Source organism: Vreelandella titanicae BH1 (assembly GCF_000336575.1).
GTDB lineage: Bacteria > Pseudomonadota > Gammaproteobacteria > Pseudomonadales > Halomonadaceae > Vreelandella > Vreelandella titanicae.
Genome location: NZ_AOPO01000009.1, coordinates 87,969 through 105,778, shown reverse-complemented (window position 1 = coordinate 105,778; position 17,810 = coordinate 87,969). Strand labels below are relative to the sequence as shown.

16 protein-coding genes are annotated in these 17,810 nt (G+C 55.8%); 9 read left to right on the top strand and 7 right to left on the bottom strand.

What is annotated here, in order from left to right:
* The first annotated feature begins 144 nt into the window (after positions 1–144).
* Positions 145–1,179, top strand: coding sequence for an EF-P beta-lysylation protein EpmB (gene epmB / locus HALTITAN_RS16125; RefSeq protein WP_027959051.1), 1,035 nt, complete (start codon positions 145–147; stop codon positions 1,177–1,179).
* A gap of 72 nt (positions 1,180–1,251) precedes the next feature.
* Here epmB and HALTITAN_RS16120 read toward each other — a convergent pair whose 3' ends face one another.
* Together HALTITAN_RS16120 and HALTITAN_RS16115 are read right to left on the bottom strand one after the other, a co-directional pair.
* A complete protein-coding gene (locus tag HALTITAN_RS16120; protein ID WP_039859760.1) occupies positions 1,252–1,638 on the bottom strand; it encodes a type II toxin-antitoxin system VapC family toxin in 387 nt (128 codons plus the stop codon).
* A 1-nt stretch (position 1,639) separates the two neighbouring features.
* Positions 1,640–1,879: a type II toxin-antitoxin system Phd/YefM family antitoxin gene (locus HALTITAN_RS16115; RefSeq protein ID WP_027959049.1), complete on the bottom strand. Its 240-nt coding sequence runs from the start codon at positions 1,877–1,879 to the stop codon at positions 1,640–1,642.
* Between the two features lie 248 nt (positions 1,880–2,127).
* Here HALTITAN_RS16115 and HALTITAN_RS16110 point away from each other — a divergent pair, with 248 nt between their 5' ends.
* A complete protein-coding gene (locus tag HALTITAN_RS16110; RefSeq protein WP_027959048.1) occupies positions 2,128–2,493 on the top strand; it encodes a hypothetical protein in 366 nt (121 codons plus the stop codon).
* A gap of 10 nt (positions 2,494–2,503) precedes the next feature.
* The gene (locus HALTITAN_RS16105; protein WP_051052083.1) at positions 2,504–4,522 is read left to right on the top strand and encodes a pyrroloquinoline quinone-dependent dehydrogenase; all 2,019 of its coding nucleotides are present in this window, start codon (positions 2,504–2,506) and stop codon (positions 4,520–4,522) included.
* A gap of 70 nt (positions 4,523–4,592) precedes the next feature.
* Here HALTITAN_RS16105 and HALTITAN_RS16100 read toward each other — a convergent pair whose 3' ends face one another.
* The 3 genes from HALTITAN_RS16100 to HALTITAN_RS16090 are packed head-to-tail and all read right to left on the bottom strand — an operon-like array spanning position 4,593 to position 8,362.
* Positions 4,593–5,714: a hypothetical protein gene (locus tag HALTITAN_RS16100; protein WP_039859758.1), complete on the bottom strand. Its 1,122-nt coding sequence runs from the start codon at positions 5,712–5,714 to the stop codon at positions 4,593–4,595.
* Between the two features lie 34 nt (positions 5,715–5,748).
* Positions 5,749–7,455, bottom strand: coding sequence for a 2-isopropylmalate synthase (leuA, locus tag HALTITAN_RS16095; protein ID WP_027959045.1), 1,707 nt, complete (start codon positions 7,453–7,455; stop codon positions 5,749–5,751).
* A 16-nt stretch (positions 7,456–7,471) separates the two neighbouring features.
* Positions 7,472–8,362 (bottom strand): ion transporter, encoded by an 891-nt coding sequence (locus HALTITAN_RS16090; protein WP_035539138.1) that lies wholly within the window; start codon positions 8,360–8,362, stop codon positions 7,472–7,474.
* A 175-nt stretch (positions 8,363–8,537) separates the two neighbouring features.
* Between HALTITAN_RS16090 and HALTITAN_RS16085 the strand changes: the two genes are divergently transcribed.
* The 6 genes from HALTITAN_RS16085 (at position 8,538) to HALTITAN_RS16060 (ending at position 14,426) form a co-directional block, all read left to right on the top strand.
* A complete protein-coding gene (locus HALTITAN_RS16085; protein WP_039859756.1) occupies positions 8,538–11,375 on the top strand; it encodes a monovalent cation/H+ antiporter subunit A in 2,838 nt (945 codons plus the stop codon).
* Positions 11,375–11,707 (top strand): Na+/H+ antiporter subunit C, encoded by a 333-nt coding sequence (locus tag HALTITAN_RS16080; protein ID WP_022523997.1) that lies wholly within the window; start codon positions 11,375–11,377, stop codon positions 11,705–11,707. The genes HALTITAN_RS16085 and HALTITAN_RS16080 overlap by 1 nt, the downstream gene beginning before the upstream one ends.
* Positions 11,704–13,215, top strand: a complete 1,512-nt coding sequence (locus HALTITAN_RS16075) for a monovalent cation/H+ antiporter subunit D (protein ID WP_009287741.1) — start codon at positions 11,704–11,706, stop codon at positions 13,213–13,215. Before HALTITAN_RS16080 ends, HALTITAN_RS16075 begins: the two co-directional genes overlap by 4 nt.
* Positions 13,212–13,709 (top strand): Na+/H+ antiporter subunit E, encoded by a 498-nt coding sequence (locus tag HALTITAN_RS16070; RefSeq protein ID WP_009287740.1) that lies wholly within the window; start codon positions 13,212–13,214, stop codon positions 13,707–13,709. Before HALTITAN_RS16075 ends, HALTITAN_RS16070 begins: the two co-directional genes overlap by 4 nt.
* Positions 13,703–13,972, top strand: coding sequence for a K+/H+ antiporter subunit F (locus tag HALTITAN_RS16065; protein WP_008958594.1), 270 nt, complete (start codon positions 13,703–13,705; stop codon positions 13,970–13,972). The genes HALTITAN_RS16070 and HALTITAN_RS16065 overlap by 7 nt, the downstream gene beginning before the upstream one ends.
* Positions 13,973–14,039: 67 nt before the next feature.
* Positions 14,040–14,426, top strand: coding sequence for a Na+/H+ antiporter subunit G (locus HALTITAN_RS16060; protein ID WP_027959043.1), 387 nt, complete (start codon positions 14,040–14,042; stop codon positions 14,424–14,426).
* 135 nt (positions 14,427–14,561) lie between these two features.
* Here the strand turns inward: HALTITAN_RS16060 and serB are convergent, their stop codons facing one another.
* Both serB and parC read right to left on the bottom strand, forming a co-directional pair.
* On the bottom strand, positions 14,562–15,488 hold the full coding sequence (gene serB, locus HALTITAN_RS16055) for a phosphoserine phosphatase SerB (protein ID WP_027959042.1): 927 nt from the start codon (positions 15,486–15,488) through the stop codon (positions 14,562–14,564).
* A 20-nt stretch (positions 15,489–15,508) separates the two neighbouring features.
* Entirely contained in the window at positions 15,509–17,764 is a 2,256-nt protein-coding gene (gene parC, locus HALTITAN_RS16050) for a DNA topoisomerase IV subunit A (RefSeq protein WP_009287737.1), read from the bottom strand.
* Between the last annotated feature and the right edge of the window lie 46 nt (positions 17,765–17,810).

Genomic DNA, 17,810 nt, shown 5'->3' with positions numbered 1-17,810 from the left:
TTCAGTTATTTGTATCAACAGGTGGTGCGCGAAGCCATACTTTGCCACTGTCAGCAGGTTTATATACCAGTAGCTATATGCCAGCAGCGTTGCAAATGGCGTCGTTAAATAAGTGCGCGCATGATAACCCGAAGGAGGGCTTTTTTGCAGGAGAACATCATTATTGCCGCGTCTGAAACGCAAAGCCATCGCGACTCACTGGCGCATTCCACTTGGCAGCAGCAGCTTTCTCATGCCATTCGTGACCCGCAAACACTATGCGAACGGCTGGGCCTAAGCCACGACTGGTTGGCGGGCGCCAAGGCTGGACATGCACTGTTTGACGTATGTGTGCCTGAAGCGTACCTCAACAGAATAGCCTATGCCGACATAAACGACCCGCTGCTGCGTCAGGTACTGCCGCTTGGCGAGGAAGCACTAACGCCACATGGCTACGTCGTCGATCCGCTTGAAGAAGCCGAACATCGGCCCGCCAAAGGGCTGATCCATAAGTATGCTGGCCGAGTGCTGCTTATCGCCAGCCCCAACTGTGCCATCAACTGCCGCTACTGCTTTCGCCGCCATTTTCCCTATAGCGATAACTCACCCTCCAGAGCGCAGTGGCAGGAAGCGCTGGATTACCTGCGCGCTGACACCACTATTCACGAGGCGATTCTGTCTGGCGGCGATCCGTTGGCCGCCAGCGATCGCCAGTTGGCATGGCTGGTGGAGCAGCTAGAAAGCATCCCGCACCTAAAACGGCTACGCATTCATACCCGCCTGCCGGTGGTGATTCCCGATCGGGTCGATGACGCTCTGCTTGGCTGGCTTTCCTCTACACGCCTGCAAAAGGTGGTGGTGTTGCATATTAACCACGCCAATGAAATCGACCAGGCGGTGGTAGACGCCTGCGCGCGCCTTAAGCAGGCGGGTGCAACACTACTCAACCAGAGTGTACTGCTGCGCAATGTGAACGATAGTGTCACGGCCCTTACCGCACTTTCTGAACGGCTATTCGAAGCAGGTATTCTGCCCTATTACCTGCATGTACTGGATCCTGTGCAAGGCGCTGCGCATTTTGATGTGCCGGACAGCGAAGCACGCGAGCTGGTTGCTCATCTTCGCGATCATTTACCCGGCTTCTTAATGCCACGCCTAGTGCGAGAAATTCCTGGAAGGGGAAGTAAAACGCCGTTGTGACGCATGTTGAAGAAACAGCCGGCACTGAGACGCTTGAATGGCTCAGTGCTGAAGCCTTAAGCCACAAGTTAGTTATACCCTCCGGATAGGCCCAGCATACTGAGCCACCAGCTCATCCGCAGTAAGCAGCAAAAATCCCTCAGCTTCTGCCTGGGCCACCAAAATTCGATCAAAAGGGTCTTTGTGGATGACTGGTAAATGAGCAACGTTAAGTGTATGCAATGAACTGATAGAAAGTTCTAAATAACCGTTATCCAGCAGCCCACGACGCAGCAAGTGCGGGTCAACGTGAAAATCAGGGCGTTGCAGACTGTTCTTAATGACCACTTCCCATATGCTGGCAGCGCTAAAATAGAGCCTGTTATCTTCGTCATTAATCATAGCTCGCGCATCAACAGAAAGCCTCTCCGGCGCTGCCGCCGCCCAGAGCAAAACATGCGTGTCCAGAAGTAGATTCACATCAACCTCCAAACATCTCGGCTATTTCCTCCTGTCCCATACGATCAAAATCATTAGGTATCTTAAACTGGTCTGCCAGAAACCCCAGACGCTTTTGCTGTCCAGAAGTAGGGCTATCAATGGCCGTCACGCGTGCCATCGGTTTGCCTGCTTTGGCAATAATAAACCCCTCCCCCTCGGCAGCCCTCGCCACTAGCTGAGACAACCGTGTTTTAGCTTCGTGAATATTGATAGCCTCCATATAAAATCTCCTAAAAATGCGACTTGGTTAGTAAGCTTAGTTTAATAGGTCTAGTTTAGCTGAGACGAACGCTTTTACAATGCCTCCCCTTCATTGAAAAAACAGCGCTGGGTGTTGCTACAGTTAATCAAGACATGTCACCCAGATCGTAAAAATATCGTTTTCTGCTAAAGTTATAGTGCTAACGATTTCTGACGTTGAATTAGCCTCAACGTTGGGCATCTCACTCAGCAGGAGGCCATAGCGTTATGTCACCATCCCTCTCGTCCAGACCGGGCGCTTTCGTCCTCTTAATAGCCTCGCTTGCCGGGCTGGCCATCGCTTTATATGCCTATTTCACACCACTAACCGGCGTCACTGGAACGCTCGGGGCACTGGTCGCCATTGTGGCCTGTCTCGCCCTTGCGGTGATGGCGTTACTTCTCTTTAAAGTCAAAAGGCGTGGTGCTTCCATCGTACTGCGGATACTCATCCTGATCGGGCTTGCCGGTACATTTTTCGCCGGAATGCTGCTGCATCAGTGGTGGATCAGCGCAGCCATGGTAGTCGGTCTGATCGGCTTGATTGTTGATATGGTTCGCGCAACCCATCACGCCCGTCTCACCCACACCTGAGGAGCCGCCCATGCCGACATTATTACCCACCCCGTTTAAATCGATAACCCCAGGCTTAGGCGCAGTCACCGCCCTGGCGATCTGTTTTACGCCCTTGCCGTTACTGGCTCAGGGTCAACCCAGTGAGCAGGAGAATCCCGAGCAGGAAGAAGCGCCCAGTCGCGCTCCCATCCCGCTGGTGCCTGGCGAGCCGACCTGGAACAGCTTCCATGGCCAGCTTAATGCCCAAAAATATAGCCCACTTGATCAAATCAATACTGATAACGTCGGCGAGCTGGAGAAGGTATGGGAAGTGCATACCGGCGATGTCGCGGATGGCTCGGGGGAATTGCCAGCCACCGTTTGGTCAGCGACCCCGGTGTTTGCTAACGATACCCTTTATATTGGTACCCCCTTCTATCGCATACTCGCGTTAGACCCCGGTAGTGGCGAAGAGAAATGGAGTTTCGATACTCAATCCTCTCTGGAAGCGCTAACTCAACCCGCCTTGAAAAACCGTGGTGTGGCCTATTGGGAAGCCGACGATCCGGTAGCAGGCGAGCCCTGTCAGAAAATTATCTATATGGGCACCATGGATGCACAGCTTTTCGCGGTTGATGCCGATAGTGGCGAACAGTGCGCCGACTTTGCCGATAACGGTGTGCTCGACGTCAACCAGTGGAACGACACCAACGACCGCTGGCCGCTTTCGCTACTACAACCCCCTACCGTGGTGGGAGACCACTTGGTACTCGGCTGGGCAGGGATGGACTGGGCCTACGAACAGGCGCCACCCGGCACTGTTTACTCAATTAATGCCCGCACTGGAGAACGTGAATGGACGTTCCAGGCACTTTCCGATGAGATGCGCGATCAAAGCGGCACCGCCAATGTCTGGACACATATGTCCGCCGACGAGGAGCGTGGTTTAGTCTATCTGCCGGTTTCCTCACCCTCGCCGAACTACTGGGGCGGCAATCGCACCGAAGAAGTGCCTCTGGGCACATCCACCACTGCCCTGGATATCGAGACCGGCGAAGTGGTTTGGTCGCGGCAGTGGGTACATCACGATATCTGGGATTACGATATCAATGCCGCACCAACGCTGATGGACATCACAGTAGATGGTGAAGAAATACCGGCACTCATCCAGGCAACCAAAATGGGCTTTCTGTTCGTGGTTAATCGCGAAACAGGCGAAGACGTTTGGCCGATTGAGGAGCGCCCGGTACCCAGCGGCGACGGCAGCGTTGAGGGCGAAGTTTACGCGCCGACCCAGCCTTTCCCGACTAAACCGGAACCGCTGTTAGATCAGTCTGAAAAGCCCAACGTCTGGGCGCTGGCCGACGCGGTTAGCTCCGGAGAGTGTTCCGCATTGTGGGACGATCTTCACTATGAAGGCATGTACACCCCACCGACGACCCAAGGCGAAGGCACCCTTGGCTTTCCCATCAGCGCGGGTGGCGTTCAGTGGGGCGGCGTAGCCTTCGACCCCGAAAGCCAGACAGTGATCGTCAATACCTCGCACATTGTGCAGTACATAAAACTCTATAATCGCGATGATTATGACAAAGCGGATAGCGGCTCCGGCAACGAAAGCGGCTTCGCCCCTCAAGAAGGCGCCCTCTACGGGATGCGCCTTGAGGTAGCGCTTAACCGGCTAGGCATGCCCTGCTGGGAGCCCCCCTTTGGCGAGCTTGTCGCCCTGGATATGACCAGCGGTGATATCAAATGGCGTCGTCCGGTGGGTGCATCGCAACAGTATGGCTTTTTTATGCCTGAGAGCTGGGGCTCGCCCACCATCGGTGGCCCGGCCGTAACCGCAGGCAATATTATCTTTATTGGCGCTTCCATGGATGCCAAGGTGCGTGCCTACTCCCTTGAGACCGGCGAGGAGCTCTGGTCAGACCAGACCGAAGCCCCCTCCGTCTCGAACCCCGCGGTCTACGAGTACAATGGCCGCCAATATGTCGCCTTTGTTTCCGGTGGCAATACCATTCTGAAAGACCAGGTGGGTGATCAGATCGCGGTCTACGCACTGCCAGAGTAACCCTTAGCGTAAAACGGGGCGGCCTCAGAGGCTGCCCCGTTTACGTTAACAACTACTTTCTCTCACTGCTTCAGCCAAGATCACGGGTCTGAGGCTTGGTACGCCTGGCTAACTGATTGTTTGCCGCCCTAAAGCATACCCGCATCAGCGGCACCAGCAGCCACAGTATCGGCGTAAGTAGCCAGCGGTAAATAAAGCGCGCAATGAAGAGTACTGGCAGTAGCACGATGAGCCAGATAAGAAACTGACCGAGCCAAACCGGCCAGCCTAGCCAGGAAGAGAGGTTGGCGCCAAGTGCGCTCACAAGGCTTGGATGGCGAACCACTACATAGGCAGTGCCCGCCACAGCGGCTACTTTGGCCATACGTGGCAACGCCGCAAAACGCCCGCCACCACTCATTAACGCGCCTTGGCGCAAACCAGCACGAGTCCCCTGGGCTTCCACACTGCCCACCCGGGCAGCACGAGCGGCCTTGCCTGCCCGCAGCACCTTCACGGTGCTGGCCATCACGAGTAGATCGACACCGGCCCAGCCTAGATCGGCGGCGCCAATGTCGTCACCCCGCCGCCACTGGCTTTCCAAATCGCGTAGCCCGCTGGTGAAGAAATCGCCCAGGCCCGCAACCAGACGCTCACCCTGTAGCCACTCCACGTCGCTTTGTTCACTAACCACAAACTGGTTGAGCAGCGCGTGGCCATTGGCATCCAGCAGCGCAATACCCATCTGCCCGCGGCGGTAAGGGGTGAACGCTGAATCCGCTTCTCCCTCCTCATCGCTCCACCAGCGGCTGAATTGCTGATAACGCTCACCGACCCAGTACTGCGCCTTTAGCGTGGTCACATCGTGGCTGCGAAAGTAGCTAATGGGAAGTACGGCATCAGCCCCATAGCGCACCAGTACTCGCTGAAAATTGGGCAGTAAGCCGTACTCCACTAATACATCGCGGGCCATATCACCGTGGCGCAAAATCGCCAAAGAGGCGCTCATCCACAGCGCCTGATCGTCAGCATAACTGAGAAACAGCGCATTGAGCTCCGCTGTTTCCTGCTGAAGCGACGCCTCTAGCGAGGGCAATGCCCGCTGAGCTTCCAATCTTACCAGTTTGGACTCAAACGGCTCATGAGAGGCCAATGTTGATGCTAGCCCGGCGATCACTATCGCGGTTACTACCATTATCTGCCAGGGCCGCATTGCAATCCACCTCACTCAACTGGTAACCGCAGGATTACCCCAACGTCTCTGCCGTCACGTTGGCCGCCGCAGGCTGGGTAGAATGGTGGCGATTGATCGCGCTCAATACCCCCTTCATCGACGCGCTGGTAATGCTTTCATCGTTGCCTACACCGAATACCGCTTTGCCGTCGATACGCACTTCCACATAAGCGATCGCCTCAGCGTCAGCGCCCTGCCCGCGGGAGTGCTCGTGGTAGTCGATAATCTCTACATCGTGCCCTGCGGCTGCCAGTGCTTTAACAAAGGCCGCTAACGGACCGTTGCCCTCGCCCTTTAACGTTTGCCGTGTGCCGCTCTCCTCAATCACGGCGTCCAGCGTGACTTTGGGGCTGTCAGGTTCAGACGACAAACGGTGGTTAACTAATGCAAAGGGCACTCGCTGCTCTAAATACTCATCCGAGAACGCCTGATAGATCATCTGCGAGGTGATCTCACGCCCGGTGCGCTCTGCCACTTCCTGAACGACCTGACTAAACTCGATGGAAAGCCGGCGCGGTAGCTCAATACCGTGTTCCTGCTCAAGCAGGTAGGAAACACCGCCTTTACCCGATTGGCTGTTAACCCGAATCACCGCTTCGTAGCTACGGCCCACGTCCAGCGGATCGATAGGCAAATAAGGCACATCCCAAACGGCATCAGGATTGGCGCGACGATCTGCCATGCCTTTTTTGATCGCATCCTGATGAGAGCCGGAGAAGGCGGTAAACACCAAATCGCCCACGTAGGGGTGGCGCGGATGCACCGGCAGTTGGTTGCAGTACTCCACTTCGCGCATGATGGGCGTGATATTGGAAAAATCGAGCTGGGGGTTAACGCCCTGGGTATACATATTCATCGCCAGGGTGACGATATCAACGTTGCCGGTGCGCTCGCCGTTCCCAAACAGCGTGCCCTCAACGCGATCAGCCCCGGCCATCAACGTCAGCTCTGCCGCCGCTACGCCGGTACCGCGGTCGTTATGGGGGTGAACGCTGACAATCAAGTGGTCGCGGTTTTTGATGTGGCGACAGAACCACTCGATCTGGTCGGCGTAGTTGTTGGGTGTGGCGACTTCTACCGTGGCCGGCAGGTTCACGATCATGGGCTTATCGGCGCGGGTGCCGTAAGCGTCCATGACCGCTTCGACGATCTCAACGGCAAAGTCCATCTCGGTGGTAGTGAAGAGCTCCGGCGAGTACTGGAACGTCCAGTTGGTTTCTGGTGCGGCGTCCATCTGGGCGCGAATCTGCTGGGTTGCTTCGACGGCGATTTGCACGCATTCAGCTTTATCGACATTGAACACCACCCGGCGAAACATGGGATCGGTAGCGTTATAGACGTGGACGATAGCGTTTTTGGCGCCTTGTAGCGCTTCAAAGGTGCGTTCAATCAAGTGCGGACGTGCCTGGGTTAGCACTTGAATGGTCACATCCTCAGGAATTTTATCCTGCTCAATCAGCGAGCGAACGAAATCGAAGTCGGTTTGGGAGGCTGACGGAAAGCCCACTTCTATCTGTTTAAAACCAACACTAAGCAGCATGTCGAATAAGCGCTGTTTGCGCTCCTGATCCATGGGGTCGATCAGCGACTGGTTGCCGTCGCGCAGGTCAACGCTGCACCAGATAGGCGCCGTCTCGATACGCTTGCTCGGCCACTGGCGGTCGGGCAGATCAACGGCCACAAAGGGGCGGTACTTTTTGGCAGGATCAGTCAACATCATGGCGGCTCTCCTAAAATCAGTCAGTTGTGGGCTTGTCGCTGTGCTTACCGCCCGCGTCATTCTGGTGTGTTGGGGCTGTCGAGTATGCTTGAGAGAGCGCTGACTCCATACGGTCAAGCTGCGCTTTCAGCCCGCGAACATCATTGCGCAGCGACTGCAGCTCGGCCTCTTCGCCTTCGCCGTTGTCCAGCGCCATTTGCGCGCTCTCTTTCTGCATCACGTCCAGCACAATACCAATCATCATATTGAGAAAGATAAAGGCGTTCAAAAAGATAAAAGTGAGAAAATAGATCCAAGCGTAGGGGTAGACCTCCATGGCCGGATATAGCACAGCGGTGGCCCAGCTCTCAAAGGTCGCCACCTGAAATAGCGTTAGCATGGCCAGGGAAATATTGCCCCACAGCCCCTCGTCTACATTGTGAAACAGAAAGCTCCCAATGGCAGCGTATATATAGAAGATGATAAACATCAGCAGGACCACATAGCCCATCCGTGGCACCGACTTCACCAGGGCGCTAAGTAGCATCTGAAGTTCAGGAATCATCGACACCAGGCGCAGTACCCGGAAAATGCGCAGCAGCCTGGCCAGTAGCACCATTTCCGAGTCATCCATGGGGATAAGACTGGCAGTCACAATCAGGAAGTCAAAAACGTTCCAGCCTTTTTTGAAGAAGTCGAGCAGGCTGCGCTCCGCGGCCATTCTGATTAAAATCTCAATCAGGAAAAATATCGTTACCGCGATATCGAGATAGAGCAGCCACTGCTCAACCTGAGTGGTTTCGTCGTAGGTTTTTGCCCCGATCACCAGGGCGGAAATGACGATAATGGCGATCACCATCGCTTCAAAAAACTTGTTTGACCGTAGCTTTTCAAAACGGGCCTGCCAGTTAGTAAAGGACTCACTCATGTAACAAAAAATCTCTCAACGGTTAATTCGCACACTTTATACTAAAATTACACACCTGCTACACAAGTGATATCCTGTTGTTTCACTTGATGTATCCTACGCCACCAGAACGCCTCTTTAGACGCCCTGTTGGTACTCTTTTGACTTTTTTTACTTTAGCCGCTGGATGATCCCCATGACACTGCTTTGGATAGCCTTATTGCCTCTGCTAGGCGTACTGGTGCCGGCACTCACCGCACGGCGCGGGCGCGGTTTCTGTTCCCTTGCAACGGCGGTGCTGCCCGCTACCGCCCTAGTAATGACGCTACTCAACGTGCCAGCTCTTTTAGATGGCGAGCAGCTACGTTTTTCGGTCACCTGGATGCCGGAACTGGCACTGAACTTGGCGTTCCGCCTGGATGGGCTATCGCTGCTGTTCAACCTATTGATACTCGGCATCGGTCTGCTGATTATTCTTTATGCTCACTACTATTTAGACAAAGACGAACCCTATGGCCGATTCTACGCCTTCCTGATGCTTTTTATGGCGTCAATGGTGGGTATTTCAATGTCGGACAACCTGATTCTGCTATGGCTCTTCTGGGAGTTAACCAGCCTCTCTTCGTTTTTGCTGATCGGTTACTGGTCGCACCAGTCGGATGCCCGTAAAGGCGCACGCATGGCGCTAACAGTCACCGGCGCGGGCGGCCTTGCGCTATTGGCGGGCTTACTGCTGTTGGGCGATATGGCGGGCAGCTTCAATATGGGCGATGTACTGGCTAGCGGCGAAGTGATTCTGGCGGATTCCCGCTACCCGCTTATGCTGGGTTTGGTACTGCTGGGGGCGTTTACCAAATCAGCACAGTTCCCGTTCCACTTTTGGTTGCCCCACGCCATGGCGGCACCCACGCCAGTATCAGCCTATCTGCACTCGGCCACCATGGTTAAAGCGGGCATTTTTCTGATGGCACGACTGCACCCAGCCATCGCGGGTAGCGAGCTATGGAGCGTGGTGGTCTCCCTGGTCGGTATCATCACCATGCTATATGGCGCTTGGTTTGCACTGATGAAGACCGACCTAAAGGGTATTCTGGCGTTCTCCACCGTTAGCCATTTAGGCTTGATTACCGTGCTGTTGGGTATCGGCAGCCCCATGGCGATTTTAGCTGCCCTGTTTCACATTCTGAATCACGCCACCTTTAAAGCCGCACTGTTTATGAGTGCCGGCATTATCGATCACGAGACCGGCACCCGGGAGCTGAAACAGTTGGGCGGGCTGAAAAAAGCTATGCCAGTGACGGCACTCTTGACCACGCTAGCGGCTGCCTCAATGGCGGGCGTACCGCTATTTAATGGTTTCTTATCCAAAGAGATGTTCTTCACCGAAGCGCTAGCGACGCCCGTGTTAGGCGGCCTTAGTTGGCTATTGCCCGCGCTGGCAACACTGGGCGGTATCCTCTCTGTGGCTTACTCGCTGCGTTTGGTGCACGCAGTTTTCTTCAAACCGGCCCGTGAAGCCCCTCCGAAGGCGCCCCACGAGCCGCCGCACCTTATGCGTTTGCCGGTAGAAATATTGGTAGCCCTGTGCGTGGTAGTGGGCCTGTTCCCGGCTTTTATGGCAACGGGATTATTAGAGCTCGCCAGCCAAGCGGTGATTGGTAGCCCACTGGATTTCCACCTGGCTATTTGGCACGGCGTGAATCTACCGCTCATCATGAGTTTGCTCGCCTTCGTGGTGGGTATTGCACTCTATTGGCGCTATGGCGAGGTGCGTCGATTTACCCAGCAGTTTGCCGGGGTCGATGCCCGGCGGGTGTTTGAGCGCATGCTTGTCTCCATGGGCTATCGCGCCGAGCAGCTTATTGCCAAGCTTGAAGGCAATTCGCTACAGCGTTATGTGGGCTGGCTCTGGCTAGGCGCATTAGTCATGGGTGGGATCGGCCTGGTTCAGATCACTGACTTAACGGGTGCTGCTGGCAATCAAGAGCTGGATGGTATCCTCATACTCGGGGCGGGGATGCTGATGTTTGGCGGCGTGGCCACCGCTGCCACTCACCGCTACCGGCTGATCTCTCTGCTGATGCTATCGGTCGTCGGGCTCTTTGTGGCGCTCACCTTTGCTCGTTTCTCAGCACCCGATTTAGCGCTGACACAGCTTTCGGTGGAAGTGGTGACCATGATCCTGTTGATGCTGGCGCTATTTTTCTTGCCCCAAAAGACCCCGCGCGAATCCAGCCCACTGCGCAACGTTCGCGATATGTTGCTGGCAGGCACGCTAGGCTTGGTGATTGCCAGCCTTAACTATGCGGTCATGACCCGCGAGACGCTGTCGATTTCCAGTTTCTTTGTGGAAAACAGCAAGCCCGGTGGTGGCGGCTACAATGTGGTCAACGTGATTCTGGTCGACTTCCGGGGATTCGACACCTTGGGTGAAATCACCGTACTCGCCATCGCAGGCCTGGCGATCTTTAAGCTGCTGAACCGCTTACGCCTGTTTATGCCGCACAGTGACGGCGAAGGCCGGGTATGGTCACCTGACCGCTACCCAGCGGTACTCACGTCAATTTCAATGACGCTGCTGCCACTAGCGCTGTTGGTATCTGCATTTATCTTCCTGCGCGGCCATAACCAGCCAGGGGGTGGCTTTATCGCCGGGTTGATTACTGCGGTAGCCTTGATCCTGCTGTACATGGCCCGGGGTGTGGCGTGGGCGCAAGAACGTTTGGACTTCCCTTTCCAACCGGTAGCCGTCATTGGGGTGGCGATAGCCACTCTAACCGGGCTGGGTAGCTGGCTATTTGGTCACCCGTTCTTAACATCCGCATTTGGCTATTTCAGCCTACCACTCATCGGTACCTTTGAACTGGCCACCGCGCTGCTCTTTGATCTGGGTGTCTACTTAGCGGTGGTGGGCGCTACGCTGATGATTCTTGCCAACCTTGGTAAGGTCACCACCGCTCACCGCCCGGTGACCGAAGCAAGCGAACAGGATGCTGATGCCAACGCCGCCACCTCTGCCAAGGAGCCTCGTTAATGGAACTGCTTTATGCGATGACCACCGGTGTATTGACTGCTTCTGGCCTCTATCTAACGTTACGCGGCCGTACTTTCCCGGTCGTGGTGGGCCTTACGCTGCTCTCTTACGCAGTGAATTTGTTCCTGTTTTCGATGGGGGGATTAACCACTGATGGCGCTGCCATTGTCTCCGAGGGTGCAGGTTTCGCCGACCCGTTGCCCCAGGCACTAGTGCTCACGGCCATAGTGATTGGCTTTGCGATGACGGCGTTTGTGGTGATCCTGGCCATGCGGGCGCGGAGTGAAGTGGGGAACGACCACGTCGACGGTAAAAAGGAAGACCGAGAATGATGCAGCATCTAATTGTTTTCCCTGTCGTTCTGCCGCTAGTCGCGGGCATATTGCTGCTCTATCAGCGCCAAGGATTAGTGCGTTACAAGCGCACGGTGAGTGTTGTGGCCACGGTGCTACTGCTACTGGTTGCGATAGGCCTATTACGCCAAGCCGCCAGTGGGGAGATCACCTACTACGCGCTGGGTGACTGGCAAGCCCCGTTCGGCATCGTGTTAGTGCTGGATCGCCTCTCGGCGTTAATGCTGCTGCTGACTGCCGTATTGGCCGTTGGCGCAGTGGTGTTTGCCTGCGCTGGTGACGATGAAAAAGGCAGCAACTTCCACGGCCTTTTTCAGTGGCAACTGCTGGGCATTAACGGTGCTTTTTTAACCGGTGATTTGTTTAACCTGTTTGTCTTTTTTGAAGTTCTGCTGCTGGCGTCCTACGCCCTGCTGCTTCACGGCGGCGGTAAAGCGCGCATTCAAGCCAGCGTCCACTACGTGGTGCTCAACCTGGCGGGGTCTTCGCTGTTTCTGATTGCAGTGGGGATTCTGTATGGCGCAACAGGCACGCTCAATATGGCCGATATGGCGATCCGGGTAGCCGAACTACCCGAAGAGCGTGACGGCTTAGTGAGCGCTGGGGCACTGATGCTGCTGGTCGTGTTTGGGTTAAAAGCCGCCATTCTGCCGCTCTACTTCTGGCTGCCCAAAGCTTACGCCTCGGCCCCCGCGCCAGTGGCGGCGCTGTTTGCCATCATGACCAAAGTGGGTATTTACGCCATTCTGCGCGTCTACTCGCTCATTTTTGGCGATAGCGCTGGCGGTTTGGAGGCGCTGGAACAGCCCTGGGTGTGGTGGCTATCGCTCGCTACCCTGGCTGCCGCAGGCGTTGGGGTAATGGCCGCAAGGGACTTACGACTGCTGGTTGCTTATTTAGTGCTGGTGTCAGTGGGCACGCTGCTGGCCGGTATCGGTATGCGCTCGCCACAGGCGGTCTCTGCGCTTCTCTACTATCTGATCCACACTACGTTGATCACCGGTGGTCTGTTCCTGCTAGCGGAAATGATTGGCCTACAGCGTGGCAAAGCGGGTACTCGCATAGTCAAGGGCCGCCCTATGGTGCAGGGCGCAGCACTCGCCATGTTGTTTTTCGTCGGCGCTATCGCCGTCGCAGGCATCCCGCCGTTCTCCGGCGCTTTCGGCAAAGCATTGATGCTCAATGCTGCCGAAGGCACCCAGCGACTATGGCTATGGCCGCTGCTGCTGCTAACCAGTTTAGCCTCGCTGATCGCCCTCTCCCGGGCTGGCTCTACGCTGTTTTGGCGTAGCCACCGGGGCACGATCAGCGGTACGCCGCTTTCCCGTTGCCAGTGGTTTGGGGTTATTTGGCTGCTGAGTGCAGCCCCTCTATTAGTCGCCATGGCCGGGCCAGTGAGCAGCTACACTCAAGCCACGGCTGAGCAATTAGCCACCCCCCAGGTGCTGATTCGCACGCTACTACCTGATGCTGGAGATGCCCAATGATTGCTCCGCGCTCCTGGCTACCCACGCCTGTTTTATCGATACTACTGCTCGTCGTTTGGCTGCTGCTGGTACGCAGCTACGCCTTTGGTCAATTCGTACTCGGTGGCTCGTTAGCCATTTTGATCCCACTGCTGACCCACCGCTTTTGGGATGCGCGACCGCTTATCGCCAAACCATTCGCGCTTTTGCGGTTTATTTTCCGGGTGCTGGGCGACATTATCATCGCCAACTTTGAAGTGGCTTACTTGATCGCCAACCCGTGGCGCAAGCTTAAGCCTCACTTTATTGAATACCCACTCATGCTCGAAGAGCGCTTCACCATTACGCTGCTGGCCAGCACGATCAGCCTGACACCGGGCACCGTATCGGCCAATCTACGCATGGATGGCAAGTCGCTGCTGATTCACGCCTTAAACGTGGACGATGAGGAGGCGCTGATTAACCAGATTCGTGAGCGCTATGAACGCCCGCTCAAGGAGATTTACGAATGCTGAGCATTGCGCTTTATATCACCTTAGCCCTGGTGGTGATGGCACTGTTGATGAATCTCTACCGGCTTACCATCGGCCCCAGCCTGCCCGACCGGGTACTCGCCCTGGACACTATGTACGTCAACTCGATTGCACTGATCGTGCTGCTGGGACTATGGCTGAACAGCAAAACCTATTTCGAGTCGGCGCTGCTGATCGCGATGTTAGGTTTCATCAGTACCGTTGCGGTGTGCAAATATATTCTGCGCGGAGATATTATCGAATGAGTACCGTGATCGTCGCCTCCATAAAGAGGCAGCCGCTATGCCAGAAAGGCTCATGCCAGGGGGCGTTATGTCAGGAGTAATAGAGGCGGTTATTTCGCTGCTGCTGGTTGCTGGCGGCATCTTTGTGTTTATTGGTTCGCTAGGGATGGCCCACTTGCGTGACTTTTATATGCGCCTGCATGGCCCGACCAAGGCCACCACTCTGGGTATCGGCTGTATGCTGATCGCTTCGATGATGTATTTCTGGAGCGTGGATGGCAAACCCGATATTCAGGAAATGTTGATTACGCTCTTCCTGTTCATTACCGCCCCCGTTAGCGCCCACTTGCTGGCCAAGTCCGGCTTGCACCTGCGTTTAAAGCACGCTGATAAAACCCAGGGTAAGCCAGTAGAGCTGCGTCCGGAAGAAGTCGGCGATAAACCGGTACCCCACCCGGATAAAGGCCATGGCTGAAAGCTAAGCAACCTCGCTTTTGTCATTGCGAGCGAAGCGCGGCAATCTTGGGTTGAACTGCGCCTGCGCAGGTTGAGATTGCCGCGTCGCAGGCTCCTCGCAATGACACTTTGCGCGACTGTGCCAAAGCAGAATTTACGGGGTTAAATCCTGCTGGTGATAGCCCAGTAGATAGAGCACGCCATCAAGGCCCGAGGTTGAAATCGCCTGGCGCGCCTGGGCACGCACCAGGGGCTTGGCCCGAAACGCAATCCCCATGCCCGCTTTGGCAAGCATTTTCAGATCATTGGCGCCATCCCCTACCGCAATCGTTTGACCCAGGGTAAAACCTTCACGCTGAGCAATGGACTCTAATAGTTCGGCTTTGCGCTCGGCATCGACGATCGGTTCGCTTACCTCGCCGGTTACCTTGCCATTTTCGATGATCAGTTCATTGGCATGGATCTCGTCAAAGCCCAGCTTCTCCTGTAAGTGGCGAGCAAAGTAGGTGAAGCCGCCGGAGAGGATGGCGGTGCGAAAACCTAAGTGCTTCAGGTTAACCATTAAGCGCTCTACGCCTTCCATTAGCGGCAATTCCTCAGCGATCTCCGCCAGCACGGACTCATCCAAACCTTCAAGTTTGCTCATCCGCTCACGAAAGCTCGCTTTGAAATCCAACTCGCCGCGCATGGCACGCTCGGTGACTTCTGCGACTTCATCACCCACGCCATGGCGGCGGGCCAGTTCGTCAATCACTTCAGCTTTGATCAGCGTGGAGTCCATATCGAAACACACCAAACGGGGCTGAACGTGATCGCGAGTATTCGCTTGGACAACAATATCGACACTCAGGGTTTCGCTCAGTACCAATGCCGCATTGCGGACAGCTTCAATATCCACCTCACCTACCAGACGGTACTCAATACAGTCGATGCACTTATTCTGCTGTAACGAGCCGTCGGCAAGGCGCTGGGTGCTCTTTTCTTGTAGGCCAAACTGCACGATCAGTGCATCTACCTGGGATTGAATATCTGCGGTTAAACGTGCCGCTAAAACGGTTAGGATCAAGTCACCGCCTGCCATCACTTAGCTCCTGCCATTATTTACTCTCCTGCCTCTAAACGGTCGACTTTCTGGAAGCCACGGGGCAACTTGCTACCGCGGCGGCCACGCTCACCGCGATAATAAGCTAAATCGTCGGCTTTTAGGGTTAGCTTGCGCTTACCAGCATGAATCATTAACGCCTCACTGGCAGCGAGCACCACAATGCCGGTAACAAACTCCTCCCGGCGGGCGGCGCGTGGGCCAGGGATATCGAGCATCTTATTGCCTTTGCCTTTGGACATTTCTGGTAGTTGATCCAAGGGAAACAGCAACAGCCGACCTTCGTTTGAAACCGAGGCAACCCACAGCTCATCGCCCTCTGGCACTTCAACCGGCGCCATCACATTGCAGCCTTTGGGCAGGCTAAGCACCGCTTTGCCGGCTTTGTTTTTACCGGTAAGTGTATCGAGCCGTGCCACAAAGCCATAACCGCCGTCAGTGGCGAGCACGAAGCGCCGCTCCGGCGGTGCGAACATCAGTCCCGCCATTTTCGCCCCAGCGGCAACGTTCGCGCGACCGGTGACCGGTTCCCCCTGCCCCCGCGCACTGGGAAGATTGTGAGCAGACAGCGTATAGGCACGCCCGGTGTCATCCAGCAGCACCAGCGGCTGATTGGTTTTACCTTTCGCCGCCAGTTGGAAGCTATCCCCGGCTTTATAGGAGAGCCCCTCGGGGTCGATATCGTGCCCCTTGGCCGCACGAATCCAGCCTTTATCGGAGAGCACCACGGTAATCGGGTCAGCGCCCAGCAGCTCCACTTCAGACAGCGCCTTGGACTCTTCGCGCTCGACCAGCGGTGAGCGACGCTCATCGCCATGCTCTTTACCTGCTGCGCGGATCTCTTTTTCAATCAGCGTAGTGAGCTTGGCTTCGCTGCCCAGCAGCCCCTCTAGATATTTGCGCTCTTTTTCCAGCTCATCCTGCTCGCCGCGAATTTTCATTTCTTCGAGCTTGGCAAGGTGACGCAGGCGTAACTCTAAAATGGCTTCGGCTTGGCGCTCAGAGAGACTAAACGTTGCTATCAGCGAGGCTTTAGGGTCGTCCTCCTCGCGAATAATGCGGATCACTTCGTCCAGATCAAGGTAGGCAATTAGCAAGCCTTCCAGGATATGCAGCCGGTCTTCGACTTTGCCTAAGCGGTGCTCTAAACGACGACGCACCGTGCTGCGCCGGAACTGCAGCCACTCACCCAGCATTTCGGGCAGCGGCATCACCCGTGGGCGGCCGTCCAGGCCGATCACGTTCATGTTCACCCGCACGTTCTTTTCCAGGTCGGTGGTGGCGAATAGGTGCGCCATCAACGACTCTACGTCAATGCGGTTGGAGCGTGGTTCGATGACCAGGCGAGTCGGCTCTTCGTGGGTCGACTCATCGCGCAGGTCAGCCACCATGGGCAGCTTTTTGGCCTGCATTTGCGCGGCAATCTGCTCCAATACTTTGGCACCGCTGACCTGATAGGGTACGGCGGTGATAACAATATTGGCTTCTTCGCGGATGTAGCGGGCACGCAGCTTGACCGAGCCACGCCCGGATTCGTAGAGCTTCCGAAGATCCGCGGGCGGGGTAATAATTTCTGCATCGGTGGGGAAATCGGGCGCGGGCACGAATTCCATTAAATCAGCGGTGGTCGCCTTGGGGTTGCGCAACAGATGACAGGTGGCTTCGACCACTTCCGAGACATTATGGGGAGGAATATCGGTGGCCATGCCAACCGCAATCCCTGTGCCACCATTGAGCAGCACATGGGGTAACTTGGCCGGCAGTACCAGCGGCTCTTGCATGGTGCCGTCAAAGTTGGGCGCCCAATCGACGGTGCCTTGGCCTAGCTCGCCCAGCAGCACTTCGGCGAACTTGGAAAGCTTGGCTTCGGTGTAGCGCATGGCGGCGAAGGATTTGGGGTCATCGGGGCTACCCCAGTTGCCTTGGCCGTCTACCAGCGGGTAGCGGTAGCTAAATGGTTGCGCCATCAACACCATGGCTTCGTAGCAGGCGCTATCCCCATGGGGGTGGAATTTACCCAGCACGTCACCGACGGTACGCGCCGACTTTTTGTACTTGGCGTTGGCGTGCAGCGCCAGCTCACGCATGGCGTAAATTATCCGCCGCTGCACGGGTTTCATGCCGTCGCCAATATTGGGCAAGGCGCGGTCGAGAATGACGTACATCGAGTAGTCGAGGTACGCTTTTTCGGTGTAGTCGCGCAGGGAGAGACGCTCGACGTCTCCTTCCGCTACTTGAATATCCATGTCGATCATATCCTACCTTGACAACAAAACCGCCCCTGTTGGGGCGGCTGATAAG